Below are 24,728 nucleotides of genomic sequence, written 5' to 3' on the forward strand. Positions count from 1 at the left end.
GTGGATCGATCCTTCCGTCGGGTCTCGTCAGTGCTTCTCGGGCGACGCCGCGGCGCCCACCGGATGCGCGTGGCCGCCGTTCTTGGCCAGCACCGCGTCCGTGATCGACGTCGGCAGCGGCTTCGGCGTCTCCAGGAAGCCGAGCAGCGGCAGCACGATCAGGAAGTGCGCGAAGTAGTAGGCCGTGAAGAGCTGCGCCGCCAGCACGTAGCCGCCCTCCGCCGGGCGCGAGCCCAGCCAGCCGAGCATCACGCAGGTGATCGCGAACACCCAGAAGAAGATCTTGAACAGCGGACGGAACCGGGCCGAGCGCACCTTCGAGGTGTCCAGCCAGGGCAGGAACACCAGGATGGCGATCGACCCGAACATGGCGATGACGCCGCCGAGCTTGGAGTTGATCGGCCCGATGTCGAAGGTGATGGCGCGCAGGATGGCGTAGAACGGCAGGAAGTACCATTCCGGCACGATGTGCGCGGGCGTCACCAGCGGGTTGGCCTGGATGTAGTTGTCCGGATGGCCGAGGTAGTTCGGCTGGAAGAACAGGAACCAGCCGAAGAAGAGGCAGAACACCACCAGCGCGAACACGTCCTTCAGGGTGGCGTAGGGCGTGAACGGAACCGTGTCCTTCTCGGACTTGGTGTCGATGCCGAGCGGGTTGTTCTGGCCCGAGACGTGCAGCGCCCAGATGTGCAGGATCACCACGCCGAAGATCATGAACGGCAGGAGATAGTGCAGCGAGAAGAAGCGGTTCAGCGTCGCGTTGTCGACCGCGAAGCCGCCGATCAGCAGCGTCTGGATCGGCTCGCCGACGAGCGGGATGGCCGTGAAGAAGTTGGTGATCACGGTGGCGCCCCAGAAGCTCATCTGGCCCCACGGCAGCACGTAGCCCATGAAGGCGGTCGCCATCATGAGGAGCAGGATGATCACGCCGAGGATCCACAGAAGCTCGCGCGGCTCCTTGTAGGAGCCGTAGTACATCGCCTTGAACATGTGGATGAACACGGCGATGAAGAACATGGACGCGCCGTTGGCGTGCATGTAGCGCAGGAGCCAGCCCCAGTTCACGTCGCGCATGATGGCTTCGACGGACTGGAAGGCCACGGCCGAGTTGGCCGCGTAGTGCATGGCCAGCACCACGCCGGTGAGGATCTGCACCACCAGCATGAAGACCAGGATGGCGCCGAAGGTCCAGAAGTAGTTCAGGTTGCGCGGCGTCGGATAGGAGACGGCGGTGTCGTGCATCAGGCGCACGATCGGAAGGCGCCGCTCGAGCCACTTCTCCACCCCGGTGCGGGGCTCGTAGGTCGAATGACCGGACATGGAATTCTCCTCGCGAAGCGCTGGGGTCAGCCGATGCGCAGCCGGGTGTCGTTGACGAAGGTATAGACCGGGACGTGCATGTTCTCGGGCGCCGGACCCTTCCGGATGCGTCCGGCCGTGTCGTAGTGCGAGCCGTGGCACGGGCAGAACCAGCCGCCGTACTCGCCCTGCTGGCCGAGCGGGATGCAGCCGAGGTGGGTGCACACGCCGACCATCACGAGGATGTTCTCCATGCCGTCCGTCGCCCGGTTGGCGTCGGAGGCGTCCGCGTCCGCGGCGGCGTTGTCGTTGCGCGCCAGCGGGTCGCGCAGCTCGGCGAGCGGCACGGACTTGGCGGCCTCGATCTCCTCCGGCGTGCGGTTGCGGATGAACACCGGCTTGCCGCGCCACTGCACGGTGATCGACTGGCCGGGTTCGATCGCGCCGATGTCCACCTCGATGGAGGCGAGCGCGCGCGTGGACGCGTCCGGGTTCATCTGGTCGATGAACGGCCAGAGGGCCGCGGCGGTGCCGACGACGCCCATGGCGCCGGTCGTCAGGTAGAGAAAGTCGCGGCGTGTCGGATCGGCGGGACTGGCGGTATTGGCCACGAATGAGTTCCTTCTCGACGAGACCCTCGCGGCCGGTCCTTTCACGCCACCGAACGGTGGGGCCGCAGGTCATGCAACCATGCCGCCCCGGCCGGGCGTCGCCGTGCGAAAGGCATGGCGCGCAAAACCGATGGCGGGCGGGATGAAAGCCGAACGGACGTGTGGGAGGGCCGTGAGTCCGCCCCCTGCCGACCGCTGGTTTCTTACCCGGATCGGCGTTCTTTTTGCACCATCCCTTGCAGAAGTCCAGTTAGGCAGAAAGGGGATGCCCGGCATCGGGTCATGACGCTTTGTCGCAACGCACCATTAGCGTGGCCGATCAGCCCATCGGCATGGTTTGTGGCGGAAAACCGCGGCTTCCGGGCCGCTCGTCTGCGCCCATCCGCCGCACCTCCGGAAAACGGCATGCATGCTTCAGGCGACGCCGCCGCTGGTCCGACAAATGCCGGTGTCCGGCCGGTCCGCGCGCGGCGGCTCAGCCCAAGGCTTCGGCAGCCGCATCCTCCTTCTCGTCCAGCCCCAGGAATCCGCCCGTCTGCCGCGTCCAGAGCCCCGCGTAGAGCCCGCCCTTGGCGACGAGCTCGGCGTGGGTGCCCGTCTCCACGATCCGTCCCTGGTCCATCACCACCAGCCGGTCCATCCGGGCGATGGTGGAGAGGCGATGCGCGATGGCGATCACCGTCTTGCCTCTCATCAATTCGTCCAGGCTCTCCTGGATCGCCGCCTCCACGTCGCTGTCGAGGGCGCTCGTCGCCTCGTCCAGCACCAGGATCGGGGCGTTCTTCAGGAGCACCCGCGCGATGGCGATCCGCTGCCGCTGGCCGCCGGACAGCTTCACGCCGCGCTCGCCCACGTGGGCGTCGAAGCCGCGCCGCCCGCGTGCGTCGATCAGGTCCTCGATGAAGGCGTCCGCCCGCGCCTGCCGGGCCGCCGCCCGCAGCTCGTCCTCGCTCGCCTCCGGCCGTCCGTAGCCGATGTTGTCCCGGATCGACCGGTGCAGCAGCGAGGTGTCCTGCGTCACCACGCCCACCGCCGCCCGCAGGCTGTCCTGCCGCACCGCCGCGATGTCCTGCCCGTCGATCAGGATCCGCCCGCCCTCCAGGTCGTAGAGCCTCAGGAGCACGTTCACCAGCGTCGACTTCCCCGCCCCCGAAGGCCCCACCAGCCCGATCTTCTCGCCCGGCCGCAGGGTGAGGTCGATCCCGTCCAGCGCCGGCCGCCGCGCGCCGCCCTCCACCAGCCGCCCGTAGTCGAAGCGCGCGTCCTCGAACCGCACCTCGCCGCGGCTTACCGCCAGCGGCGGCGCGTCCGCCCGGTCCCGCACCACCTGGGGCTTGGCCAGCGAGCGGACCGAGTCCTCCAGCGTGCCGATGGAATCGTAGACGTCGCCGAGGTTGAACACCGCCGCCCGCGACAGGCCGTGGATCTGCACCAGCAGCGCCAGCACCGCCGCGATGTCGCCGGCGCTCGCCAGTTCCTGCCGCCACAGGTGCACGCCGATCAGCGCGCCGGAGGCCAGCAGGATGCCGTTCATGAAGGTCAGCGTCACCGCCAGCGTGGTCAGGTAGCGCTGCTGCACCGTGCTCGCCTCGATGCCCGAGACCAGCGCGTCGCGCACGTGCCCGTCCTCGCGCCCGACGCCGGTGAAGAGCCGCACGGTCATGTAGTTGGAATAGCCGTCCACGATCCGCCCGGTGAAGATGGACGCCGTCTCCGACACCCGCCGCGCCGCCGCCCGGCTTCGCGGCAGATAGACCCGGAGGATCGCCACGAAGGCCGCCGCCCAAAGCAGCACCGGCGCGGCGAAATAGGGATGCTGCGCCAGCAGGAAGGCCACAGTGCCGGACAGGAACAGCAGCGCGTAGAGCAGCTGGTCCGCCATCTGCCGCACCAGCGACCGGATGGCCTGCCCGGTCTGCCCCACCTTGGTGGCGATCCGGCCGACGAAGTCGTTCTGGAAGAAGGAGATGTCCGCCCGCGACACGTATTCGTGGGTCCGCCAGCGCACCAGCACGCCCACGTTCCGGAGCAGCGTCTGGTTGCGCACCAGCGAGGCGAACACCGTCACCAGCGGCCGCACCACCACCAATAGGATCGCGAACGCCACCAGATCGGCCCAGTGCGCCTCCAGGAAGGCGTCCGACGGCGTCGCCGAGACGAGGTCCACGATCCGCCCGATCATCCAAGGGATCGCGATCTCCACCGCCGTGGTCAGGCTGGTGAGCGCGATCATCAGCACCACCGCCCACCCGGTCTCGGCGAAGAAGGCCTTCACCACCCGCCACACGGTGGTCGGCGGCGCCAGCGGATGCAGGCCCTCCGTCGGCTTCAAGGGATCGATCCGGCTTTCGAAGAAACCGAACAGGCGGTCTAGCATGCGGGGAGCGGTCGCGGTCATGTCGGGGAGTTGTGGGCACCCGCCGCCCGTTGGCAAGGCCCGCGCCGCCGGAACCTGTCAGCAGTCCCGCCCTCCCGCCCCGCAAACACCTGCCCGCTCCCGCCGCGACCGTCATGGTCCGCGAACGCGGACCACCCACGCATGTGTCGCCTCAAGCCCCACCACCGACAGATGAGATGCGTCCATGGTCCGGATGAACCGAACCCTGACGACGGCGACGGCGAGAGCGAGGAGCGCACCTGCCCGCCCCCGCCGCGACCGTCATGGTCCGCGAACGCGGACCATCCATGCATGTGTCGCCTCAAGCCCCACCACCGACCTATGAAATGCGTGGGTGGTCCGGATGAACCGGACCATGACGACGGCGGGGGCGAGAGGGAGGAGCGCACCTGCACGCCGGCCACGACCGTCATGGTCCGCGAACGCGGACCACCCACGCATGTGTCGCCTCAAGCCCCACCACCGACCGATGAGACGCGTCCATGGTCCGGATGAACCGGACCCTGACGGCGGCGACGGCGAGAGCGAGGGGCGCACCTGCCCGCCCCCGCCGCGACCGTCATGGTCCGCGAACGCGGACCACCCACGCATTCCACCTCCCAACGTCATGGCCCGCGAGCGTGAATCACCCCCCGCATCACGGCGCCAGGCACCGGCGCCCCCTACTCCGCCGCCTGCTCCCGCTCCGCCGCCCCGTCGTCGAGGTGCAGGAACCCGCCGGTCTGGCGCGTCCAGAGGCCCGCGTAGAGGCCGCCCTTCTCCACCAGCTCCTGGTGGCTACCCATCTCCACGATGCGGCCCCGGTCCATCACCACCAGTCGGTCCATGCGGGCGATGGTCGACAGCCGGTGCGCGATGGCGATCACCGTCTTGCCTTCCATCAGCGTGTCCAGGCTGTCCTGGATCGCCGCCTCCACGTCGCTGTCGAGGGCGCTCGTCGCCTCGTCGAGCACCAGGATCGGGGCGTTCTTCAACAGCACCCGGGCGATCGCGATCCGCTGCCGTTGCCCGCCCGAAAGCTTCACGCCCCGCTCGCCCACATGGGCTTCGTAGCCGCGCCGGCCGTGGTTGTCGGAAAGGTCCGGGATGAAGTCGTGGGCGTGCGCGGCCTTCGCCGCAGCGATCATGTCCTCGTCGGAGGCGTCCGGCCGGCCGTACTTGATGTTGTCCCGGATCGAGCGGTGCAGCAGCGAGGTGTCCTGCGTCACCATGCCGATGGCCGCGCGCAAGGAGTCCTGGCGCACGTCGGCGATGTTCTGCCCGTCGATCAGGATGCGACCGCCCTCCAGGTCGTAGAGGCGCAGGAACACGTTCACCAGCGTGGACTTGCCCGCCCCCGACGGTCCCACAAGGCCGATCTTCTCGCCCGGCCGGATGGTCAGCGACACGCCGTCGAGCACGCCCTTCCGCTTGCCGTAGTGGAAGTGCACGTCGTCGAATCGCACCTCGCCGCCGGTCACCGCCAGCGCCGGGGCGGCCGGGCGGTCCAGCACCGTGTGCGGCTGGGCGATGGTGGTGATGCCGTCCTGCACCGTGCCGATGTTCTCGAAGATGCCGGTCACCTCCCACATGATCCAGCCGGACATGTTGACGATGCGGATGGCGAGGCCGCCGACCAGCGCGATGGCGCCGACCGAGATCGCCCCGAGGCTCCAGAGGTAGACCGCGAGCGACCCGATGATCAGCAGCAGCATGGAGTTGGTCACGCTGATCGACGTGGTCATGGACGTGATCAGGCGCTGCTGGTGCTGGAACTTCTTCGTGTGGTCGGTCAGGGCGTCCCGGGCGTAGTCGTCCTCCCGCTCCGCATGGGCGAACAGCTTCACCGTCTGCATGTTGGTGTAGCTGTCCACGATGCGGCCGGTCAGCGTGGAGCGCGCCTCCGACATCACCTCCGCCGCCTTGGCGAGGCGCGGGATGAAGCTGCGCAGGATGACGAGATAGATCCCGATCCAGATCACGATCGGCGCCGCGAGGCGCCAGTCGGCCTGGAAGAACAGCACGAGGGCGCTCACCACGTAGAGCGACACGAACCACAGCGCGTCCGCGACCGTCACGATCGACTCGCGCAACGAGGGCCCGGTCTGCACCACCTTGGTGGCGACGCGGCCGGCGAAGTCGTTGTTGAAGAAGCTGATCGACTGCCGCAGCACGTGCCGGTGGTTCTGCCACCGGATCAGGTTGGTGAAGCCGGGCGCGATCGCCTGGTGGACGAGAAGGTCGTGCAGGAAGGTCGCCAGCGGCCGGCCGACGCCCACCACCAGCGCCATGAAGACGAAGGTCCAGCCGTGGTCGGCGAACACCCGCTCCGGCGTCGTGGAAGCGAGAAGGTCGACGAGCTCTGAGATGTAGCGGAAGAGCTGCACCTCGATCAGCGCCACGAAGAAGCCCACCACCAGGAGGGCGACGAGCACCGGCCACATCTGGCGCACGTGGTGCCAGTAGAAGGCCCGCAGGTCCGACGGCGGCTGCACCACCGGATGGGAGCGGAACGGATCGATCAGTCTTTCAAAAAACGCGAACATGAGCGGGCCGACTCCACGACGGGTCACGGGCGCGGCGCGGAGGAGGCCGCGGCGCGATATGGTCGTCGGCCCTCGGGCCGCACTTCCCCTGCTGCCGGAACGTGGTGCGCGCTTCTCGTCGGCATGGCCCGCACCCATGGCCTGGCGGCAAGGGCGATGAACGGGCGCCGGGCGCTTTGTTCGCTCCAGGCCAGGGACATAGCGCTTTTCGTCGCGAACAGGAAGGCCGTCCGACGCCTTTCCGGGCAGGCGGAGCCGGTCGCCCGATCGGCCGTCGGCGGGACGGGAGTGCGCCCGCCTTGGCTAATTTTATATGCCGAATACATTCTTGTGCAGCGCGTCATCACCCTTTTGAGTGACGCCAGGCGCAGCACACCTGCGATAAGTTGAACCCGCGTTGGTGGTCCGTCTCCAACCACTGCACGCGAAGCCGGACGGTACCGCACCATCCGGTCAGGCTCTCTGTCCGCGGTCGCCTTCCCTAGGGTGTCCGTCAAGACCTCTCCCGGGTCGGGTGCTTTCCCTCAAGCCTCCGACCCGGGCTTTCCCCTCGTTCGCTCAAGCGCTCCACCGGGCGCGGCCGGGGGCGGAGCCCTTAACGGACCGGCCGGCGCCCGCTATACCCGGCGTCATGGACCTTGCGCTCTACCAGCCCGACATTCCCCAGAACACCGGCACGCTCTTGCGCCTCGGCGCCTGTCTCGGCGTCCCCGTCCACGTGATCGGACCGGCCGGGTTCGACCTCTCCGACAAGGCGCTCAGGCGGGCCGGCCTCGACTACCTGGACGCGGCCGTCCTCCACCGCCACGCCGGCTGGACCGCCTTCCTGGACTGGGTCGAGGCGGAGGGTCGGCGCATCGTGCTCGCGACCACCCGGTCGGATCGCCCCTACCCCGCTCACGCCTTCCTGCCAGGGGATGTGCTCCTCCTCGGCCGCGAGTCCGCCGGCGTACCCGACGCGGTCCACGACCGCGCCGACGTCCGCGTCACCATCCCGATGCGGCCGGGCCTGCGATCGATCAACGTCGCCCTCGCCGGCGCCATGATCCTCGGCGAGGCCCTCCGCCAGACGGCCGCCCTCCCGGAGCCCGGCCAACCGTCCGCCTGACGTCCCCGCCCCCGTCCAGGACGACGGCACCGGGTGACAGCCGGGCCGTTCCGGCCTACATCCCCAGCCGACGCCCGCCAACCGGACATGCCGACCATGAATCCCGCCGCCGCTCTCGCCGACGCCACAATCCCCGACAACATCGACGACAAGAAAGCGGCGGCCACGGCCTGGTTCACGGAGCTGCGCGACCGGATCGTCGCCGCGTTCGAGGCCATCGAGGACGACGTCCGCGGCCCCTTCGCCGACCGCCCGGCCGGCCGCTTCGTCAAGACGCCCTGGACCCGCACCGACCACACGGGCGCGCCCGGCGGTGGCGGCGAAATGGCCATGATGAACGGCCGGGTGTTCGAGAAGGTCGGCGTCCACGTGTCCGCCGTCCATGGCGAGTTCGCGCCGGAATTCCGCGGCCAGATCCCGGGGGCGGCCGAGGATCCGCGGTTCTGGGCTTCGGGCATCTCGCTCATCGCCCACATGCAGAACCCGCACGTGCCGGCGGTCCACATGAACACCCGCATGGTCGTCACCACCCGGCAGTGGTTCGGCGGCGGCGCCGACCTCACCCCTGTGCTCGACCGCCGCCGCACCCAGGAGGATCCGGACACGGTCGCCTTCCACGCCGCCATGAAGGCCGCCTGCGACGCTCATCCGGGCGTTGACTACACCGCCTACAAGGCCTGGTGCGACGACTACTTCTTCCTGAAGCACCGGAACGAGATGCGCGGGATCGGCGGCATCTTCTACGACTACCGGAACACCGGCGACTGGGACGCCGATTTCGCCTTCACGCGCGACGTGGGCCTCGCGTTTCTCGATGTCTATCCGAGGCTTGTGCGGGCCAACATGGAAACGCCCTGGACCGAGGCCGACCGGGAGGAGCAGCTGGTGCGCCGCGGCCGCTACGTGGAGTTCAATCTCCTCTACGACCGAGGCACGATCTTCGGCCTGAAGACCGGCGGCAACATCGCCAGCATCTTGTCCTCCATGCCGCCGGTGGCGAAGTGGCCCTGAGAGCGCGCCAGAGCATTCGTCGCGACAGAAAACCTGTAGCATATACCATATAGAAACGCAGTTGCGCCTAGTCTCCTTCTGTCCAGGAGATCAGGCCATGCGTGTCACCGAAGCCGAAGCCAAGAAGAAGTGGTGTCCGTTCGTGCGGTTGGACGGACCGAACCGGCTTAACAACATGTTGACCGGCGGTTTCGATACGGAGCACGCCGTCCAGCACTGCATCGGGTCGGCCTGCATGGGCTGGCGCGCGTTCGGCTACAGCCACGTGAAGGGCGCCGATTTCGAGCACCACGGCTACTGCGGCCTAGCCGGCCGCCCCGAGGCGGATAGCTAACCTACTGCTTCCGCTCGCCGAATCCCGACGCGATCCAGGCCGCCTCGCGCTCCTTCAGCACCCGGCCGAGCTCCGGCCCCGGCTTCAGTCCCTCCCGGATCAGGTCCGCGCCCGTCAGCGGAAACGCCGGAGCGGTCCAGTCGCGCGCGACGAATACTGTCGCGGGCAATCCCGAACCTTGCCGGGCGGCCGAGAGCAGCAGCGCCCCGAGTGTGGTGGCGTTTCCTTCCCGGTAGACGGCCTCCCGGACGGCGTTTTCCGCCGTTTCCGGTCCGATGCGCCCGGCCAGTGCCGCCACCGCCGCGATCCGGTCCCGGTCCGCGTTCGAAAGCCGCAACCGCTCCGCCAGCTCCGCCGCATCCGCCTCCTCGGCCGACGAAACGGCCGCGATCGCCAGCGCCGCGTCGATCCTGACCCCGGCTTCCGACGCCAGCGCCGCCAGCCGGCCGAGCACCGCCGGCTCGCCGGGCCGCCCGAGAACGCGCTCCAGGATCCCGATTTCCTTCATCAGATCAAGGGTTTCCGCCGCCCGCTCCGCGACCGCCAGCTTGCGCGTCTCCTGGCCCACCCGCTCCCGGGACAGCCGGTCGAGTCCCTCCTTCAGGGCTCTGCAAGCCGCAAGACCAGCCGGGTCCGGCTCCCCCTCGCCATAGACCGCGTGGAACCGGAAGAACCGCAGGATCCTGAGATAATCCTCCCGGATCCTCGCCTCCGGATCGCCGATGAACCGCACCCGCCGGGCGAGCGCGTCCGGCACTCCGCCCACCGGATCGTGGAGGGTGCCGTCCGCATCCGCATAGATGGCGTTCATGGTGAAGTCGCGCCGCGCCGCGTCCTCGGCGAAGTCGTCCGTGAAGGCCACCACGGCCCGCCGCCCGTCCGTCTCCACGTCCGCCCGCAGGGTGGTCACCTCGTAGGCGCGGCCCTTGGCGACCACCGTCACGGTCCCGTGCTCGATCCCGGTCGGGACGGCCTTCAGCCCCGCCCGCGAGGCGCGCTCCATCACGGTCTGCGGCCGAGCGTCGGTGGCGAGGTCCACGTCCGCCACCGGCTCGCCGAGGAGGGTGTTGCGCACCGCCCCGCCCACCGCCCGCACCCGCGTCCCGTCCACCGCGAGGGCGCGGACGACGGCGCGGAAGCCGCTTTCCTGCAGGAAAGGCGCGCCCGCGATGCTGGTCGGCACCTCCGCCGCTGTCATGCGTACACCTGCTCGTAGAGCACTCGGAGAATGCCGGCGGTCACGCCCCAGATCCGCCGCTCCTGCCAGGGCATGGCGTAGTAGCGTCGCTCGCGCCCGCGGAACGGGCGCTGTTCGATCAGGTGGTTGCCGGGCGTCATCAGGAACTCCAGCGGCACCTCGAACACGTCCGCCACCTCGTCCGGATTGGGCGTCAGCGGCGCCTCCGGATCCACCAGTCCCACCACCGGAAAGATGCGGTACCCGGTGTTCGACACATAGGGGTCGATCAGGCCGAGCGGCCGGACCATCCGCCGGTCGAGCCCTACCTCCTCCTCCGCCTCGCGGAGCGCCGCCGCCACCGGGCCGGCGTCCGTGGGGTCGATCTTGCCGCCGGGCAGCGCGATCTGGCCGGCGTGCGCCTTCAGGTGGTCAGTCCGCCGGGTCAGCAGCAGGGTCGCGGCCCCGTCCCGTTCGACGATCCCGATCAGCACGGCCGCGTCGCGGAGCGTGAGCCCCTCCATGAATTCGGCGAGGGACGGGTCGGTCACGTGATCGCCCGCGTGGAGCCGCGGCACCAGCCGCCCGGCGTCCAAGCCGTGCAGCCTGTCGCGCCGGGCCAGAAGATCCGCCACCGTGAAGGGCTCCGTCGTCGTCGCCGTCATGCGGCCGGCCCCGCGTCGGCCCCGTCGATCCCAGCGTCGGGCGGCAGCGGGTGGAACAGCCCGCCCGCCCAGACGCCCGGGCCGCCTTCGGAACCCGTGTCCAGAAGCGCCGCGAGATCGTGGGTCAGCGCCCGGGTGAAGCGGGCCTCCAGGCCCGCGCGGACATGGAGGTAGGGCTTCAGGCCGTCCGTCGCCGGGTCCACAACGAAGCGGATCCGGTTGTCCGGCCCCACCTCCACCAGGTCGCCCACGTTGGTCCGCACGGTCAGCCGCCGCTCCTCGCCGGCTCCGTCCACATGCATCTCCACCGCCATGAAGGGCGCGTCCAGCACGCGGATGCCCACCTTCTCGACCGGCGTGACCAGCACATACCGGTCGTCCTCCCGTTTCAGCACGCTCGCGAACAGGCGCACCAGCGCCTCGCGGCCGATCGGCGAGCCCATGTAGTGCCAGCGCCCGTCCCGGTCGATCTCCATGTCGAGATCGCCGCAGAACGGCGGGTTCCAGCGCTCCACCGGGGGTTTGCGACCATCCGGCGCAGCCCGGGCGATCAGGGCCGCCAGGCCGTCGGCGCCGCGCTCCTTGGGAAGGTCGCGAGGGTCGGACATGGGCATTCCGCTCCGTTTCTGGCCATCACGCTGTCGTGACCGGGCGTTCACCACGCCGCCACCTTTTCGCCGTTTCGCATCGGTCCCGTGGACGAAGCCGCATCGGCATCCATGTAACTCCGTGTGGGATGGGATGCGTCCTCCGCAAAGAGATGTCAAACTCGGATGACGCGGCGACAAGACCTGAGGAGTCGGGAGTTTCCATGAGCGCACCCTTCATCGCTTCGACGGCCACCGACACCGACAGGATCGTCGCGGACGCGGAGGCCGCGGTCGAGCGGATCGTCGCCGCGCGCACCGCGATCGCCCGGGTCATCTTCGGCCAGGAGAGCGTGGTGGAGCGGGCGCTCATCACGGTGCTCGCCGGCGGCCATGGCCTCCTGGTCGGCGTGCCGGGCCTTGCCAAGACCAAGCTTGTGGAGACCATGGGCACCGTCCTCGGCCTCTCGGAACGTCGCATCCAGTTCACGCCCGACCTGATGCCCTCCGACATCCTCGGCTCGGAAGTCCTGGAGCAGGCGACCGACGGCACCCGCGCCTTCCGCTTCGTGCGCGGCCCCGTCTTCGCCCAGCTCCTCATGGCCGACGAGATCAACCGCGCCAGCCCCCGCACCCAGTCGGCCCTCCTCCAGGCCATGCAGGAGCGCCACGTCACCGTTGCCGGCCAGCGGCACGATTTGCCCGAGCCCTTCCACGTGCTCGCCACCCAGAACCCGCTGGAGCAGGAGGGCACCTATCCGCTGCCCGAAGCCCAGCTCGACCGCTTCCTCCTGCAGATCGACGTCCACTACCCGGACCGGGAGTCGGAGCGCCGCATCCTCCTGGAGACCACCGGGGCCGAGGAGGCGCGCGCCGAGCCGGTGCTCGACCCGGCCGAGATCATCGCCCTGCAGCGCCTCGTCCGCCGCGTGCCCGTGGGCGAGAGCGTGGTGGAATCCATCCTCGACCTCGTCCGCTCCGCCCGCCCGGACAGCGGCGTCGGCCGCCACGGCAAGGCGATCGCCTGGGGCCCGGGGCCGCGCGCCAGCCAAGCGCTGATGCTCACCGTCCGCGCCCGCGCGCTCGCCCAGGGGCGGCTCGCCCCGTCGCTCGACGACGTGCGTGCCCTTGCCGAGCCTGTGCTCCAGCACCGCATGGCGCTCACCTTCGCGGCCCGCGCCGACGGCGTCACCATCCGCGACGTGATCGCCGATCTCACCGGCCGGATCGGGTGACCCGCATGGCGGCCTCGTCCCAGACCGCCGACGCCCCGCTCCTCACGCCGTCCATGACGGCGAGCGCCCGTTCGCTCGCCGCCTCCCTGCCCGAGCTCCTGGTGGAGGCCCAGCAGGTCGCCAACACGGTGGCGTCCGGCTGGCACGGCCGGCGGCGCGCCGGCTTCGGCGAGGACTTCTGGCAGTTCAGGCCCTTCCAGTTCGGCGAACCGGCCCGCCGGATCGACTGGCGCCGCTCCGCCCGGGACGAGGGCCACCTCTACGTCCGCGAGCAGGAGCTGGAGAACGCCCACACGGTCTGGCTCTGGGCCGACCTGTCCGCCTCCATGCGCTACCGCTCGCAGCTGGCGGCCGGCACCAAGCGCGACCGCGCGGTGGTGCTGATGATCGCCCTCGCCGAACTGCTCGCCCGCTCCGGCGAGCGCATCGGCCTCCTCGGTCACGGCCGGCCGATCGCCAGCCGCTCCGCCGCCGAACGGCTCGCCATGACGCTGAGCCACCTGGACGACGACGCGGCGCGGCCGGGAACCGGCGCGGTCCGCCGCTTCCACGAGGTCGTGCTGTTCGGCGACCTGCTCGACTCCCCCGACGAGATCTCCGCCGAGCTGGCGCGCCTCTCCGGCGCCGGCGCCCGGGTGCACCTCATCCAGGTGATGGACCCGATCGAGGAGACGTTCCCGTTCACCGGCCGCACCGAGTTCCTGGACCCGGAGACCGGCGGACGACTCACCGCCGGCCGCGCCGAGGCCTGGCGCCGGGGCTACCTGGAGGCGCTCGCCCGCCAGCGCGACGCCCTGACGGCGGCCACGCGCCGGCCCGGCTGGAGCTTCCTCATCCACCACACGGACAAGCCGCCCGCGGAGGTGCTGCTCACCCTCCACGGCCGGCTCGCCGCCGGCATGGCGCACGCGGGCGTCGCGGGAGGCGCCTCATGATGGGCCTTCCGCTCAGCTTCGCGGCGCCCTGGGTGCTCGCCGGCCTCCTGGCTCTTCCGGTGCTCTGGTGGCTCCTGCGCGTGACCCCGCCGCGCCCGAGCCTCGTCACCTTCCCGCCTCTCCGGCTCCTGCGCGACGTGCGCGTGGAAGAGGAGACGCCCGCGCGCACGCCCTGGTGGCTCACGCTTCTCCGCCTCCTTCTCGCCGCCCTGGTGATCTTCGCCCTCGCCGGGCCGACCTTCCGACCGGCCGCCGACCGGCTGACCGGCACCGGCCCGGTCTGGCTCCTGGTCGACAACGGCTATTCCGCCGGCCCCGACTGGGAGGCGCGCCGCGCCACCGCCGAGAGCGTGATCACCAATGCCGCCGACGCGGACCGCCCGGTGCTCGTGGTCGGCACGGCGGACGGCCTTTCCCGCGAGATCGGCGCCGCCAACCCCGGCGACGCCCGCTCGAGGCTCGCGGCCCTGTCGCCGCGCGGCTGGTCGCCGGACCACGGCGCTCTCACGCCGGCGCTCACCCGGGCCGCCGAAGTAGCGGCGCCCGGCGACGTGGTCTGGATCGCCGAGCCGGTGGACGACGGCTCCGGCGCCGCCTTCGCGGCCACGCTCCGCGACCTCGCCCCCGGCGCGGCGCTCACGGTCGCCGGCGCCGACTCCCCGCCGCCCGTCGCCACCGTGACGGTCGCCCACGACGCCGAGGGCATCGCCGCCACGGTCAAGCGCATCGATGCGGCGGCGACCGCCGGCGGCTCCGTCCGGGCGGTGGATCGTCGCGGCACCCTGCTCGACGAACAGCCGTTCGCCTTCGAGGGCGACGCCCTGGAGGCGACCGTCGGCTTCCGCCTGCCGCTCGAACTGCGCAACGAGATCGCCCGCATCGAGGTGGTCGGTGGCGACAGCGCCGCCGGCGTCCAGCTGCTCGACGACCGCTGGCGGCGGCGCACCGTGGGCCTCATCTCCGGCGCCACCGCCGACCGCGCCCAGCCGCTCCTGTCGCCGACCTACTACCTGACCCGCGCCCTCTCTCCCTTCGCGGACATCCGGGAGCCGCGCTCGCCGGCGGTGGACGCGGCCGTGAAGGCCTACGTCGAGGAAGGCATCGCCGCCATCGTGATGGCCGACGTGGGCACGCTCACCGGCGAGACCGCCACGGCGGTGGAGACCTTCGTGGAGAACGGCGGCGTCCTCATCCGCTTCGCCGGCCCGCGCCTCGCCGCCGGCGAGGACGAGCTGGTGCCCGTTCCGCTCCGGCGCGGCGGCCGCACCCTCGGCGGCTCCCTCTCCTGGGAGGAGCCGCAGGCCCTGGCGGCCTTCTCCGAGACGGGCCCGTTCTCCGACGTGGCGGTGCCGGGCGACGTGTCGGTGGAGCGTCAGGTGCTCGCCGAGCCCTCGCCCGACCTCGACGCCAGCACCTGGGCGACGCTCGCCGACGGCACGCCGCTGGTCACCGCCCGGGCGGTCGGCGCCGGCTGGCTCGTGCTCTTCCACGTGACGGCCGACACCACCTGGTCGAACCTTCCGATCTCCGGCGCATTCGTCGAGATGCTTCGCCGCACCGTCGCCCTCGGGCAGGCGGGCGGCGTGGTGACGGGCGAGCGCACCGTCACCACCGAGGCGCTCCTCGCGCCTCTGTCGGTGCTCGACGGCCGCGGCCGCCTCACCTCGCCGCCGTCCGACGTGCGCGGCATCCCGTCCACCGCCTTCGGGTCGGTGACGGCGAGCCGCGAGACGCCGCCCGGCCTCTACGGCACCGACGACGCCTTCCGAGCGGTGAACCTGATGCGCCCCGATACGCCCTTTGCTCGTCTCGACCTGTCCGGACTGACCGGCGCCACCCGGGCGCCGCTCTCCACCGACACCGGCGTGCCGCTGGAGCCCTGGCTCTTCTCGCTGGCCTTCCTGCTCCTCGTGGTGGACGCCATCGCGGTGCTGGTCCTCGTCGGCGGCATCGGGGCGCTGCTCCGGCGCAGGCCGGCCGCCGCGGCCGCCTTCGCTCTCGCGGTGGGCCTGTCGGCGGTCGCGCCCCAGGATGCCCGCGCCCAGGGGCTCGCCCCGGAGGACCAAGCGATCGTGGACGCGGTGTCGGTCACCCGCCTCGCCTACATCCGCACCGGCGACAGCGAGGTGGACGAGACGAGCAGGCTCGGCCTCTGGGCCCTCACCCGCTTCCTCGCCGCCCGCACGGCCCTCGAGGGCGGCGAGCCGGTGGGTCTCGACCCGGAGAAGGACGAGCTCAGCTTCTTCCCGCTGATCTACTGGCCGATCGACACGTCCACCCTGCCGCCGACGCCCGCCGCCATGGCGCGGATCGACGCCTTCATGAAGACCGGCGGCACCGTGCTCTTCGACACGCGCGACCAGTTCTCCAATCTCCAGGGCGGGTCGACCCCCTCCTCCGAACGCCTGCGGGACATGCTCTCCACGCTCGACGTGCCGGCGCTCGAACCCGTGCCGCCCGACCACGTGCTGACCAAGGCCTTCTACCTGATGACCGATTTCCCGGGCCGCTACGTGGGCAGTCCCCTGTGGGTGGAGGCGTCCGCGTCGGCCGAGGCGGAAGCCGCGGCCGAGGGCGGCGACATCCGGCCGGTGCGGACCGGCGACGGCGTGTCGCCCATCCTGATCACCGGCAACGACTTCGCCGGCGCCTGGGCGGCCGACGATGCCGGCCAGTTCCTCTACCCGGTGGTGCCGGGCGAACCCCGCCAGCGCGAGTTCGCGCTGCGGGCCGGGGTCAACATCGTCATGTACAGCCTGACGGGCAACTACAAGGCCGATCAGGTCCACGTCCCGGCCCTCCTCGAGCGGCTCGGCCAGTAGTCGGACACATAGGAACACGCGCCCTTGGCCTGGTCCCTCGCCTTCGATCCCTTCCTGCCCTGGTGGGCGCTGGCCGTGCTCGGCCTGATCGCCCTCGGGCTCGTCGCCTTCGGCGCGGTCCGGCGGATCCGCGGCGCGCTGCTGCGCGGCCTCGTCTTCCTCGCTCTCCTCGCCGCTCTCGCCGATCCGTCCCTGGTGCGCGAGGAACGGGCGCCGCTCGAAAGCGTGGTCGCCGTGGTGGCGGACCGGTCCGCGTCCCAGGACGTGGAGACGCGTCGGGAGGACACGGACGCCGCGGTGGCGGCCGTCACCGACCGGCTCCGCCGCCTGCCGGGCCTCGACGTGCGCGTGGTCGAGACCCAGCCGACCTCCGGCGACGGCACCACGCTGTTCACCGACGTCTCCCGCGCCCTCGCCGACGTTCCGCCAGACCGGGTGGCCGGCATCATCGCGGTCACGGACGGCGAGGTGCACGACGTGCCGGAGGACCGGGCGAAGCTCGGGTTCGACGCCCCGGTCCACGCGTTGATCACCGGCCACACGGACGAGATCGACCGGCGCATGGCGCTCGTCTCCGCCCCGAAGTTCGGCCTCGTGGACAGCACCCAGACCCTCCGCGTCCGCATCGACGACCAGGGCGCCGGCGCCGGCACCCGCCCGCCCGCCACCGTCGTGATCAAGCGCGACGGCGAGGAACTCGCCCGCCAGCAGGTGGCGCCCGGCGCGGAATTCTCGGTGGACGTGGAGATCGCCCATGGCGGCCCGAACATCTTCGAGATCGAGACGCCGGTCATCGAGAGCGAGCTCTCACCGATCAACAACAAGGCCGTCGCCGTGGTGGAAGGCATCCGGGAGAACCTCCGGGTGCTCCTCGTGTCCGGCGAGCCGCATGCCGGCGAGCGCACCTGGCGCAACCTCCTGAAGTCGGACGCCTCGGTGGACCTCGTCCACTTCACCATCCTGCGCCCGCCGGAGAAGCAGGACGGCACGCCCATCAACGAACTCTCGCTGATCGCCTTCCCGACCCGAGAGCTGTTCGCCACCAAGATCGACGAGTTCGACCTCATCATCTTCGACCGCTACCAGCGGCGCGGCGTGCTGCCGCTCATCTATTTCGACAACATCGCCCGCTACGTGTCGGAGGGCGGCGCGGTGCTGATCGCCGCCGGTCCGGACGGCGAAAGCAACGACAGCGTCTACGACACGCCGCTCGCCCCCACCCTGCCGGCTCGCCCCACCGGCACCACGGTGGAACTGCCCTTCAAGGCCGACGTCACCGACATCGGCGAGCGCCATCCGGTCACCCGCGACCTGCCCGGGTCGGAGGCCTCTCCCCCCGCCTGGTCGCGCTGGTTCCGGCTGATCGACGCGGTCGCCGAGCGCGGCGAGACCATCATGAACGGGCCGGACGACAAGCCGCTGCTCGTCCTCTCCCGCGAGGGCGAGGGCCGCGTCGCCATGCTCCTGTCGGATCAGGTCTGGCTCTGGGCGCGCAACTTCGAAGGCGGCGGCCCCCACGTGCCGCTCCTGCGCCGGCTCGCCCATTGGCTTATGAAGGAACCGGACCTGGAGGAGGAGACGCTGCGCCTGCGCGCGGAGGCCGGCGACCTGATCGTGGAGCGCCAAACCCTGGAGGACGCCGTCGCGCCGGTCCGGGTGACCATGCCCAACGGCGAGGTCCGCGAAACGCCGCTGACCGAGGCCGAGCCCGGCCTCTTCCGCGCCGCCATCGACGAGGCGCCGTTCGGCCTCTATCAGGCGACCGACGGCGAGCGCACCGCCCTCGCCCACGTCGGGCCGACGGATCCTAAGGAATACCGCTCGCTCCTCTCCACCACCGCCCTCCTGGAGCCGATCGCCGAGGCGACCGGCGGCACGGTGCAGCGGCTGAAGGAGGGCGCCGGCGACGACCCCGCCATCCCGCGCGTGGTGCCCCAGCGCGGCGGCAGCACGTTCGGCGGCGCCGGCTGGCTCGGCCTCGACATGACCGACGCCTACGAGGTCACCGGCATCGAGCGCACCCGGCTGTTCGCCGGCTTCATCGGGCTCGCCCTCTTCCTGGCCGCCCTCGGCACCACCTGGTGGCGCGAAGGCCGCTGACCGGATCGGGACCGGTCGTCAGGCGCCGCCTCGGGCCTTCCCGTGAAGGCCCTCGCTGGCGCCTGCAACCAGTTCGGCGATGAGCAGCCGGGCGGGGTCCACCGGCCCCGGCATCTCCACCGCGCCGGGCGGAACGACCCGGAAGCCGAACGGCCAATAGTAGGACAGGTCGCCGACCAGAAGCACCAGCCGGTGCCCGGCGACCCGCGCCGCCTCCATGGAGCGGCGCATCAGCGTCTTGCCGACGCCGAGGTTCTTCAACTCCGGCCGCACGCAGAGCGGTCCGAGCAGAAGCGCCGGCGTCTCGCCGATCCGGATCGGCGTCAGGCGCACCGCCCCGACCAGATCCTCGCCCTTGAAGGCCACCAGGCTGAAGTCCGGGTCGTGCGGCACGCCTTCGCGCAGCCGGAAAGCCGTGCGGGCGAAGCGCCCCGGACCGAACACGGCCGCATGGAGACCCTCCACGGCGTCCGCGTCCGCCGAGCGTTCCGGGCGGATCACGAGGGAATTCAGGAAGGCGTTGACGGGCAGCGGCTGGGCGGGCAGATCGGCAGGCATGGTCGCGGTCATGAGGCGGCTCGACGGTGGTCTGTGGCGAACGGGCAATCCCCCGCGCCACCCGCCCGTCGCCGCCGCGGACCGGCGGTCAGGCGAAGCGGACAGTGCGCGCGGCGGCACGGCGGCTGAAGGCCGCTTCCGTCCGTCGTCGTCGCAGGTCCGCGCGAAGAGCCATGGCGTGTCGCTCTGAAAGCCGAAGCGGCCCATGGGGGCCGCCCGGAAAGAGGCTCGCGTTTAGCACGCGGCAAAGGTCGCGGCAAGGCGGCCGGAGGCGCCGCCGGCTCACCACAGGTGGGACGGCTCCGCCAGGCCGAGATATTCTTCGACCCGCCGCCGCGATCCGGTGGACGTCTCCGCCGGCAGGTCGGCCAGCGGGAAGAAGCGCGCCTCCAGGATCTCGCGGTTCGGCACGAAGGCGGACGGCTGGCGCCACTCCGCCACGTGGTAGACGGCCACGTGGTCGCGGCCCGCCATGGCCTTGTTGAAGTAGACGCCCATCAGGCGGAACGGCCCGAGCGCTTCGATACCGGCCTCCTCAGCGAGTTCGCGCGCCACCGCTTCGGCCGCCGTCTCGCCCGGGTCCACCGCCCCGCCCGGCAGGTGCCAGCCCGGCACGTAGGAATGGCGGACCAGGAGCACGCCTCCGTTCGCGTCCGTCACGAAACCGCGGATCCCGAACGTCACCCCCTTGGTGACCCGAAGCACCAGCGACTGCACACGTCTTAGGCTGGGTTCGAGGCTGGCGGGGACTGGAGACATGGGCACCTCAAGGCTTTCAGTAGGTTCTGATTAAAAACCGGTCAGAATGATCATGCGGTAGGCGCAGATCAGCCCCGCTCGCGGGCACGTGGCGACTGACGGCTCAGGATGCTATTTCTACGGAGCGCGGACGACTGTTTTGTGGCGCGTCCGTTCATCCACACAAGCATCAACACCACACGCAAGGTCATCATGTTTAGCCTGTTCAGCCGTCGCGGCAACCGGTCCCCGCGTTTCCAGTGGGCGCCCGCCGTGGACGTGACCAACCCCCGCATCGTCGCAACGCTCCTCGCCCTGTCCGCTCGCTGACGCGAATCCCGCCCGCTGACGGGCATGCTCCGGCGCATGCTCGCGGGGCCGGGCCCCTCTCCTTCCACGATGCGGCGTCCAAGACGCGGGCGGTGGCCGCCGGACCAGGCAGGTCGGCGGGAGCCACCGCCTCCCCGTAGGCTCCGCCGTTCGGGTCCACCCGGGCCCGAGCACCGATCCGAACCGCGGGACGGATCCGACCGCGGACACTCGGTCGGCCGGGTCCGGATCGACCTCACGTCCGCGACGGCACCCATGTCGGGCTTGCCGCACCGGGCGTGGTTTTGTAGGGCTCGGGGCATGTTCCGTCTCGCCCACCTGTCCGACCCGCACATCGGGCCGCTTCCCGCCGCCTCGGTCGCCGACCTCGCGTCGAAGCGGCTCCTCGGCTACATCAACTGGCATCGCAACCGCGCTGTCGCCATGCGGGGCGACCTCCTCAGCCGCCTCGTGGACGCCGTGAAGGCGGAAGCGCCGGACCATGTGGCCGTGACCGGCGACCTGGTGAACATCGCGCTGCCGGCCGAGCTGGAACCCGCCACCCGCTTTCTCCAGTCCATCGGGCACGGCAGCGACGTCTCGGTCGTGCCGGGCAACCACGACGCCTATGTTCCCGGCGCGCTGATGAAGGCGACCGAAGCCTGGCGGGCCTACATGCAGGGCGACGGCGACCCGGGTGCGCCCAACTGGCCCTTCGTGCGCAAGCGCGGCGAGGTGGCGCTCGTCGGCGTCTCCACAGCCCGGGCGTCCGGCCCCTTCATGGCGACCGGCCACGTGTCCGTCCCCCAGGCGACGCTGCTCGCCGAGCGGCTGGAGGCGCTCGGCCGGGAAGGCTTCTGCCGGGTGGTTCTCATCCACCATCCGCCGATCCGTGGCTCCACGGACTGGCACAAACGCCTCATCGGCGGCAGCCGCGTGCGCGCGGCCGTCCGTCAGAGCGGGGCCGAACTCGTCCTGCACGGCCACACCCATCTCGCCACGCGCATGGAGATCGAGGGGCCGCGCGGCCCGGTGCCGGTCATCGGCGTGCCGTCCGCCAGCCAGGAGCCGGGCGGCCCGAAGCCCGGGTCGGGCTACAACCTGTTCGAGATCGAGCGGCGGAACGCCGGCTGGCGCATCGGCCTTCGCGAGCATCGGGTGCTGAGGCCCGGCGGCGACTTCGTGGAGATCGGCGGCGGCCGGTGGGACATCGCCGCCTGACCGCCTCCTTGCCCGGCCGGACCTCTCGTCAGGTGAGGAACCACGCGTAGGCGAACAGCGCCGCCACGCCGGCCGCAAGGCCGAACAGGAACGCGATCAGCGCCCAGATCAGCGTCGACCCGCCGGATCGGGCGCCGTCCGGCGCCTGCTCCCGCGGCCGGACCGTCAGGTCGGGACGGGTCGCCGACGCCATGGCGGCCGCGCCCATCTTGCGCAGCAGGAAGTCGCTCTCCAGCGCCCGCTCGCGCTCCACCACGCGCTCGGCGATATAGTCGGTCACGCTGTCCGCCATCGCCTGCGGGTCGCCCGTCTCGACCAGCACCACCCGCCCGAGACGGGTGTCCTTCAGGAGGCGATAGGTCCGGCGGTCGCGGCCGATCACCACGTGGGTGGTCGGGTCGATCCAGAAGCGGGGCGGTTGCCCGGCGTCCAGGCGGCAGATGAAATAGCCGTCGTCCGCCGGAATGTCGGCGAACACGCCGGCCAACTCCTCGGCCAGCATGCCGAGCCGGGCCTTCTCCGCATCGTGAAGGTCCGCCACCGCGTCGAGGCGCTCCGTGTCGGCGATGCGGACGCGGCGGATCGCATCGGTCAGCTTGCGCACGTTCGGCGCCGAGGTGCTATTGCCGAGCTGGTCGCTCATGGCCCGTCTCCCGATCTGGCCACCTGGTTCTGGCCTGTCGGCCGTCGTTCCCCCGTGGTCCGGCGGCGGCGAGCCGCGCCGGGACAGGAAGGCGCGCGGCCATCGTCCGCCAGCAGTAAACCAAAGCTTAACGGATCGCTTCGGCTTTTTTAAGTCGCCGAACGAGGGGGCCCGCCACGGGCGCGCAGGTCGGCCGGTCAGACCGCGCGGTTGCGGTCGACGGACGCCTGGATGTCCGAATAGCTCATCCGGATGATTGTAGTGATCAGCTCCCGCGCCATCGGGCCGTTCCTGTCGTGGATCGCGTCGAGGACGCCGGCGTGCGACATCACGATCTCGTCGAACACGCCGTCCACGCCGAACTTTTCCAGTCGGCTCTCCCACGAGAGCGAAAGGCGCAGCACCGATTCGATCAGCGTGCCGAGGGATCGCACCAGCGGGTTGTCGCTGGCGTCCAGCACCGCCTGGTGGAACGACAGGATGCCCTCGACCATGCCGTCCTGGGTCGCCGAGCGTTGCATGAGGGCGAGTGCCTGGGCGAGGCTGCGCAGATGCCGCTCCGTCCGCCGGTCCGCCGCCATCGCGGCGGCCTCGGGCTCCACCAGGAGACGCAGCTCGAACAGGGATTTCAGAAAGGTCTCGTTGACCGGCTCCTCTAGGTGCCAGGACAGCACGTCCTGGTCGAGAATGTTCCACTGGCCCCGGAGACGGACGCGGGTGCCGATCTTCGGGCGCGAGTTGGTCAGCCCCTTGGCGGCGAGGATCCGGAACGCCTCGCGAACCGCGGTGCGCGACACGCGATAGCGGTCCGCCAACGCCACCTCGGTCGGCAGCAGGTCGCCTTCCTTGTAATCGCCACGCACAATCTGAAGGCCGATGGCGTGAGCGATCTGCTCGTGTAGATTGCGTCTCACCCGGCCTTTCGGCAGGCTGTCTGAAAAGTACATCGCGCCCGCTCGCCCCCTTGGCAACTCGGGTCCGGCCGCTGGGAATGCGAGTACGGCGGGAAGCCCTTTGCGGCGTTGTACACCGGCATGTTTGCCACTGGAAAATAGGCTGCGGTCACTAAAATGCAATCGGCATCTGCGCGAAGGAAATACCGTCGAACCGCGCACATCTTCGCAGATTATGTCATTTGTGTTGAGAGTCGGTCGAGGCAACCCTGCGATAAAGCGTTGAGGCCGCTGCTTTTTTCCTGAGCCGGTAGAGCGTCCAGGGCCGGCGGGGCGATCCTGATCAAGATTTGCAAAAGTCGATCTTTCTCCCCCGGTTTTCTACGATCAGCGGTTTTGACGCAGTCCGATGCGGGGATCCGCCGCCCGAATCGCCGCCGACGGCCTCTTCCGGCACTTACTTTTCGTCGAGAATCACCCAACCGTTGGTGGCCTCCGAGGCGAAGACCGCGTCGAGGATCCGCATCATCCGGACCGTGTCGGCCGGACCGTAGGGCAGGACGGCCTCCTGCCGGATCGCCTTGGCGAAGGCTTCGCCCTGCAGCCCGTACTGGTCCGAGGGAGGCAGCACGATCCGCTCGGCGCCCTCGTCACCGAGCACCTTGCCGTCATGGACGCGGATCTCGGTCTCCTCGCCCTGCGGCGCATTGAACGGGATGATCACCTCCACCCGGCCGGCGGTGCCGACCACCGTCACCCGCTGGTACGGCACGCACTGGGTGCCGACCGTGAAGGTGAGGTGCCGCCCGTCGCCGAAATCGACCAGCGCGCTCGTCAGCCGGTCCGTCCCGAAGGTCGGGTCCCGGTCGACCAGCGACACCAGCCGGGTCGGCTCCGCGTCGAGGACGAAGCGGGACACCACGATCGGGTAGCAACCGATGTCGAGGGCCGCGCCCCCGCCGGTCTCCGGCTTGTTGCGGATGTTGCCCGGATCGGCGTTCGCATAGCTGAACCAGGCCTGGACGCCCACCGGCGCGCCGATCCGGCCGGTGCGGACGAGATCCCGCACCGCGATCCACTGCGGGTGGAAGCGGACCATGAAGGCCTCCAGGTAGACGATGCCCTCCGGCAAGGCGAGCAGGCGCTCCGCGTCGGCCGTGTTCATGCCGCCCGGCTTTTCCGAAAGCACGTGCTTGCCGGCGGCGGCCGCTTTCAGCGACAGGTCCACGTGGCTGTCGTTCGGCGTCGGGATGTAGACGGCCTCGATGCTCGGATCGTCGATCAGCGCCTCATAGGAGCCGTAGGCGGTCGGGATGCCGAGCGCGTCCGCGGCCTCGCGCGCCTTCGTCTCGTCGCGGGAGGCGATCGCCGCAACCTCCAGCCACGGCGTCGTCCGGAAGCCGGGGATCACCTTGTCGCGCGCGATCTTGGCGGTGGACAGGATGCCGATGCGAACGGGGCGGACGGGGGCCATGGGGCGCCTCTCAGGTTTTCGAGGTGGAGGTTTGCAGTTCTATCGCCCGGCCCAGGCTGCCGCCATCCTGTCGGAACCGGCGGGT

General features: G+C 70.5%; 20 protein-coding genes. 8 read left to right on the forward strand and 12 right to left on the reverse strand.

Annotated elements, in window-relative coordinates:
• Nucleotides 1-27: 27 nt before the first annotated feature.
• The 4 genes from HND91_RS14760 to HND91_RS14775 all read right to left on the reverse strand — a co-directional run bounded on the left by HND91_RS14760 (nucleotide 28) and on the right by HND91_RS14775 (nucleotide 6,833).
• Complete coding sequence (locus HND91_RS14760) at nucleotides 28-1,320, reverse strand: cytochrome b (RefSeq protein WP_181707354.1); 1,293 nt, start codon at nucleotides 1,318-1,320, stop codon at nucleotides 28-30.
• Nucleotides 1,321-1,346: 26 nt separating this feature from the next.
• Complete coding sequence (gene petA / locus HND91_RS14765; RefSeq protein ID WP_181707355.1) at nucleotides 1,347-1,910, reverse strand: ubiquinol-cytochrome c reductase iron-sulfur subunit; 564 nt, start codon at nucleotides 1,908-1,910, stop codon at nucleotides 1,347-1,349.
• 475 nt (nucleotides 1,911-2,385) lie between these two features.
• Nucleotides 2,386-4,287: an ABC transporter ATP-binding protein gene (locus HND91_RS14770; RefSeq protein ID WP_181707356.1), complete on the reverse strand. Its 1,902-nt coding sequence runs from the start codon at nucleotides 4,285-4,287 to the stop codon at nucleotides 2,386-2,388.
• A 683-nt stretch (nucleotides 4,288-4,970) separates the two neighbouring features.
• A complete protein-coding gene (locus HND91_RS14775; RefSeq protein ID WP_181707357.1) occupies nucleotides 4,971-6,833 on the reverse strand; it encodes an ABC transporter ATP-binding protein in 1,863 nt (620 codons plus the stop codon).
• Nucleotides 6,834-7,464: 631 nt separating this feature from the next.
• Between HND91_RS14775 and HND91_RS14780 the strand changes: the two genes are divergently transcribed.
• From HND91_RS14780 to HND91_RS14790, 3 genes are all read left to right on the forward strand, one after another.
• A complete protein-coding gene (locus HND91_RS14780) occupies nucleotides 7,465-7,941 on the forward strand; it encodes a tRNA (cytidine(34)-2'-O)-methyltransferase (RefSeq protein ID WP_181707358.1) in 477 nt (158 codons plus the stop codon).
• Between the two features lie 96 nt (nucleotides 7,942-8,037).
• Nucleotides 8,038-8,952: an oxygen-dependent coproporphyrinogen oxidase gene (gene hemF / locus HND91_RS14785; RefSeq protein ID WP_181707359.1), complete on the forward strand. Its 915-nt coding sequence runs from the start codon at nucleotides 8,038-8,040 to the stop codon at nucleotides 8,950-8,952.
• A gap of 97 nt (nucleotides 8,953-9,049) precedes the next feature.
• Nucleotides 9,050-9,286, forward strand: a complete 237-nt coding sequence (locus HND91_RS14790) for a hypothetical protein (protein ID WP_181707360.1) — start codon at nucleotides 9,050-9,052, stop codon at nucleotides 9,284-9,286.
• 1 nt (nucleotide 9,287) lies between these two features.
• On the opposite strand, the gene HND91_RS14795 is transcribed toward HND91_RS14790, so the two are convergent.
• The 3 genes from HND91_RS14795 to HND91_RS14805 are packed head-to-tail and all read right to left on the reverse strand — an operon-like array spanning nucleotide 9,288 to nucleotide 11,736.
• On the reverse strand, nucleotides 9,288-10,484 hold the full coding sequence (locus HND91_RS14795; RefSeq protein ID WP_181707361.1) for a CCA tRNA nucleotidyltransferase: 1,197 nt from the start codon (nucleotides 10,482-10,484) through the stop codon (nucleotides 9,288-9,290).
• Entirely contained in the window at nucleotides 10,481-11,128 is a 648-nt protein-coding gene (locus HND91_RS14800; protein WP_181707362.1) for a CoA pyrophosphatase, read from the reverse strand. Before HND91_RS14800 ends, HND91_RS14795 begins: the two co-directional genes overlap by 4 nt.
• A complete protein-coding gene (locus HND91_RS14805; protein ID WP_181707363.1) occupies nucleotides 11,125-11,736 on the reverse strand; it encodes a DUF1285 domain-containing protein in 612 nt (203 codons plus the stop codon). The genes HND91_RS14800 and HND91_RS14805 overlap by 4 nt, the downstream gene beginning before the upstream one ends.
• Nucleotides 11,737-11,939: 203 nt before the next feature.
• Here HND91_RS14805 and HND91_RS14810 point away from each other — a divergent pair, with 203 nt between their 5' ends.
• From HND91_RS14810 to HND91_RS14825, 4 genes are read left to right on the forward strand one after another with little or no spacing between them, the layout of a single operon-like run.
• Nucleotides 11,940-12,950 (forward strand): AAA family ATPase, encoded by a 1,011-nt coding sequence (locus HND91_RS14810; RefSeq protein WP_181707364.1) that lies wholly within the window; start codon nucleotides 11,940-11,942, stop codon nucleotides 12,948-12,950.
• 5 nt (nucleotides 12,951-12,955) lie between these two features.
• Entirely contained in the window at nucleotides 12,956-13,885 is a 930-nt protein-coding gene (locus HND91_RS14815) for a DUF58 domain-containing protein (RefSeq protein ID WP_181707365.1), read from the forward strand.
• Nucleotides 13,882-16,707, forward strand: coding sequence for a DUF4159 domain-containing protein (locus tag HND91_RS14820; RefSeq protein WP_181707366.1), 2,826 nt, complete (start codon nucleotides 13,882-13,884; stop codon nucleotides 16,705-16,707). The genes HND91_RS14815 and HND91_RS14820 overlap by 4 nt, the downstream gene beginning before the upstream one ends.
• Nucleotides 16,708-16,731: 24 nt before the next feature.
• On the forward strand, nucleotides 16,732-18,807 hold the full coding sequence (locus HND91_RS14825; RefSeq protein WP_181707367.1) for a hypothetical protein: 2,076 nt from the start codon (nucleotides 16,732-16,734) through the stop codon (nucleotides 18,805-18,807).
• Nucleotides 18,808-18,825: 18 nt separating this feature from the next.
• Here HND91_RS14825 and HND91_RS14830 read toward each other — a convergent pair whose 3' ends face one another.
• Both HND91_RS14830 and HND91_RS14835 read right to left on the reverse strand, forming a co-directional pair.
• Nucleotides 18,826-19,365: a GNAT family N-acetyltransferase gene (locus HND91_RS14830; protein ID WP_181707412.1), complete on the reverse strand. Its 540-nt coding sequence runs from the start codon at nucleotides 19,363-19,365 to the stop codon at nucleotides 18,826-18,828.
• A gap of 282 nt (nucleotides 19,366-19,647) precedes the next feature.
• Complete coding sequence (locus tag HND91_RS14835; RefSeq protein WP_181707368.1) at nucleotides 19,648-20,124, reverse strand: NUDIX domain-containing protein; 477 nt, start codon at nucleotides 20,122-20,124, stop codon at nucleotides 19,648-19,650.
• Between the two features lie 609 nt (nucleotides 20,125-20,733).
• Between HND91_RS14835 and HND91_RS14840 the strand changes: the two genes are divergently transcribed.
• Nucleotides 20,734-21,633, forward strand: a complete 900-nt coding sequence (locus tag HND91_RS14840) for a metallophosphoesterase family protein (RefSeq protein ID WP_181707369.1) — start codon at nucleotides 20,734-20,736, stop codon at nucleotides 21,631-21,633.
• Nucleotides 21,634-21,661: 28 nt separating this feature from the next.
• Here HND91_RS14840 and HND91_RS14845 read toward each other — a convergent pair whose 3' ends face one another.
• The 3 genes from HND91_RS14845 to HND91_RS14855 all read right to left on the reverse strand — a co-directional run bounded on the left by HND91_RS14845 (nucleotide 21,662) and on the right by HND91_RS14855 (nucleotide 24,643).
• Complete coding sequence (locus HND91_RS14845) at nucleotides 21,662-22,276, reverse strand: hypothetical protein (protein ID WP_181707370.1); 615 nt, start codon at nucleotides 22,274-22,276, stop codon at nucleotides 21,662-21,664.
• 197 nt (nucleotides 22,277-22,473) lie between these two features.
• Nucleotides 22,474-23,190, reverse strand: a complete 717-nt coding sequence (locus HND91_RS14850; protein ID WP_181707371.1) for an FCD domain-containing protein — start codon at nucleotides 23,188-23,190, stop codon at nucleotides 22,474-22,476.
• A gap of 436 nt (nucleotides 23,191-23,626) precedes the next feature.
• Nucleotides 23,627-24,643 carry a Gfo/Idh/MocA family protein gene (locus HND91_RS14855; protein WP_181707372.1) on the reverse strand — a complete coding sequence of 339 codons (1,017 nt, stop codon included), beginning with the start codon at nucleotides 24,641-24,643 and terminating at the stop codon, nucleotides 23,627-23,629.
• Nucleotides 24,644-24,728 lie beyond the last annotated feature (85 nt).

Source organism: Chthonobacter rhizosphaerae (assembly GCF_013839525.1).
GTDB lineage: Bacteria > Pseudomonadota > Alphaproteobacteria > Rhizobiales > Pleomorphomonadaceae > Chthonobacter > Chthonobacter rhizosphaerae.

Bases quoted from the DNA above. Each gene is read 5' to 3' on its own strand.
- HND91_RS14760 (WP_181707354.1), bottom strand. From the start codon at position 1,320: ATGTCCGGTCATTCGACCTACGAGCCCCGCACCGGGGTGGAGAAGTGG.
- HND91_RS14770 (WP_181707356.1), bottom strand. From the start codon at position 4,287: ATGCTAGACCGCCTGTTCGGTTTCTTCGAAAGCCGGATCGATCCCTTG.
- HND91_RS14775 (WP_181707357.1), bottom strand. From the start codon at position 6,833: ATGTTCGCGTTTTTTGAAAGACTGATCGATCCGTTCCGCTCCCATCCG.
- HND91_RS14780 (WP_181707358.1), top strand. From the start codon at position 7,465: ATGGACCTTGCGCTCTACCAGCCCGACATTCCCCAGAACACCGGCACG.
- hemF (WP_181707359.1), top strand. From the start codon at position 8,038: ATGAATCCCGCCGCCGCTCTCGCCGACGCCACAATCCCCGACAACATC.
- HND91_RS14790 (WP_181707360.1), top strand. From the start codon at position 9,050: ATGCGTGTCACCGAAGCCGAAGCCAAGAAGAAGTGGTGTCCGTTCGTG.
- HND91_RS14795 (WP_181707361.1), bottom strand. From the start codon at position 10,484: ATGACAGCGGCGGAGGTGCCGACCAGCATCGCGGGCGCGCCTTTCCTG.
- HND91_RS14800 (WP_181707362.1), bottom strand. From the start codon at position 11,128: ATGACGGCGACGACGACGGAGCCCTTCACGGTGGCGGATCTTCTGGCC.
- HND91_RS14805 (WP_181707363.1), bottom strand. From the start codon at position 11,736: ATGTCCGACCCTCGCGACCTTCCCAAGGAGCGCGGCGCCGACGGCCTG.
- HND91_RS14810 (WP_181707364.1), top strand. From the start codon at position 11,940: ATGAGCGCACCCTTCATCGCTTCGACGGCCACCGACACCGACAGGATC.
- HND91_RS14815 (WP_181707365.1), top strand. From the start codon at position 12,956: ATGGCGGCCTCGTCCCAGACCGCCGACGCCCCGCTCCTCACGCCGTCC.
- HND91_RS14820 (WP_181707366.1), top strand. From the start codon at position 13,882: ATGATGGGCCTTCCGCTCAGCTTCGCGGCGCCCTGGGTGCTCGCCGGC.
- HND91_RS14830 (WP_181707412.1), bottom strand. From the start codon at position 19,365: ATGCCTGCCGATCTGCCCGCCCAGCCGCTGCCCGTCAACGCCTTCCTG.
- HND91_RS14835 (WP_181707368.1), bottom strand. From the start codon at position 20,124: ATGTCTCCAGTCCCCGCCAGCCTCGAACCCAGCCTAAGACGTGTGCAG.
- HND91_RS14840 (WP_181707369.1), top strand. From the start codon at position 20,734: ATGTTCCGTCTCGCCCACCTGTCCGACCCGCACATCGGGCCGCTTCCC.
- HND91_RS14845 (WP_181707370.1), bottom strand. From the start codon at position 22,276: ATGAGCGACCAGCTCGGCAATAGCACCTCGGCGCCGAACGTGCGCAAG.
- HND91_RS14855 (WP_181707372.1), bottom strand. From the start codon at position 24,643: ATGGCCCCCGTCCGCCCCGTTCGCATCGGCATCCTGTCCACCGCCAAG.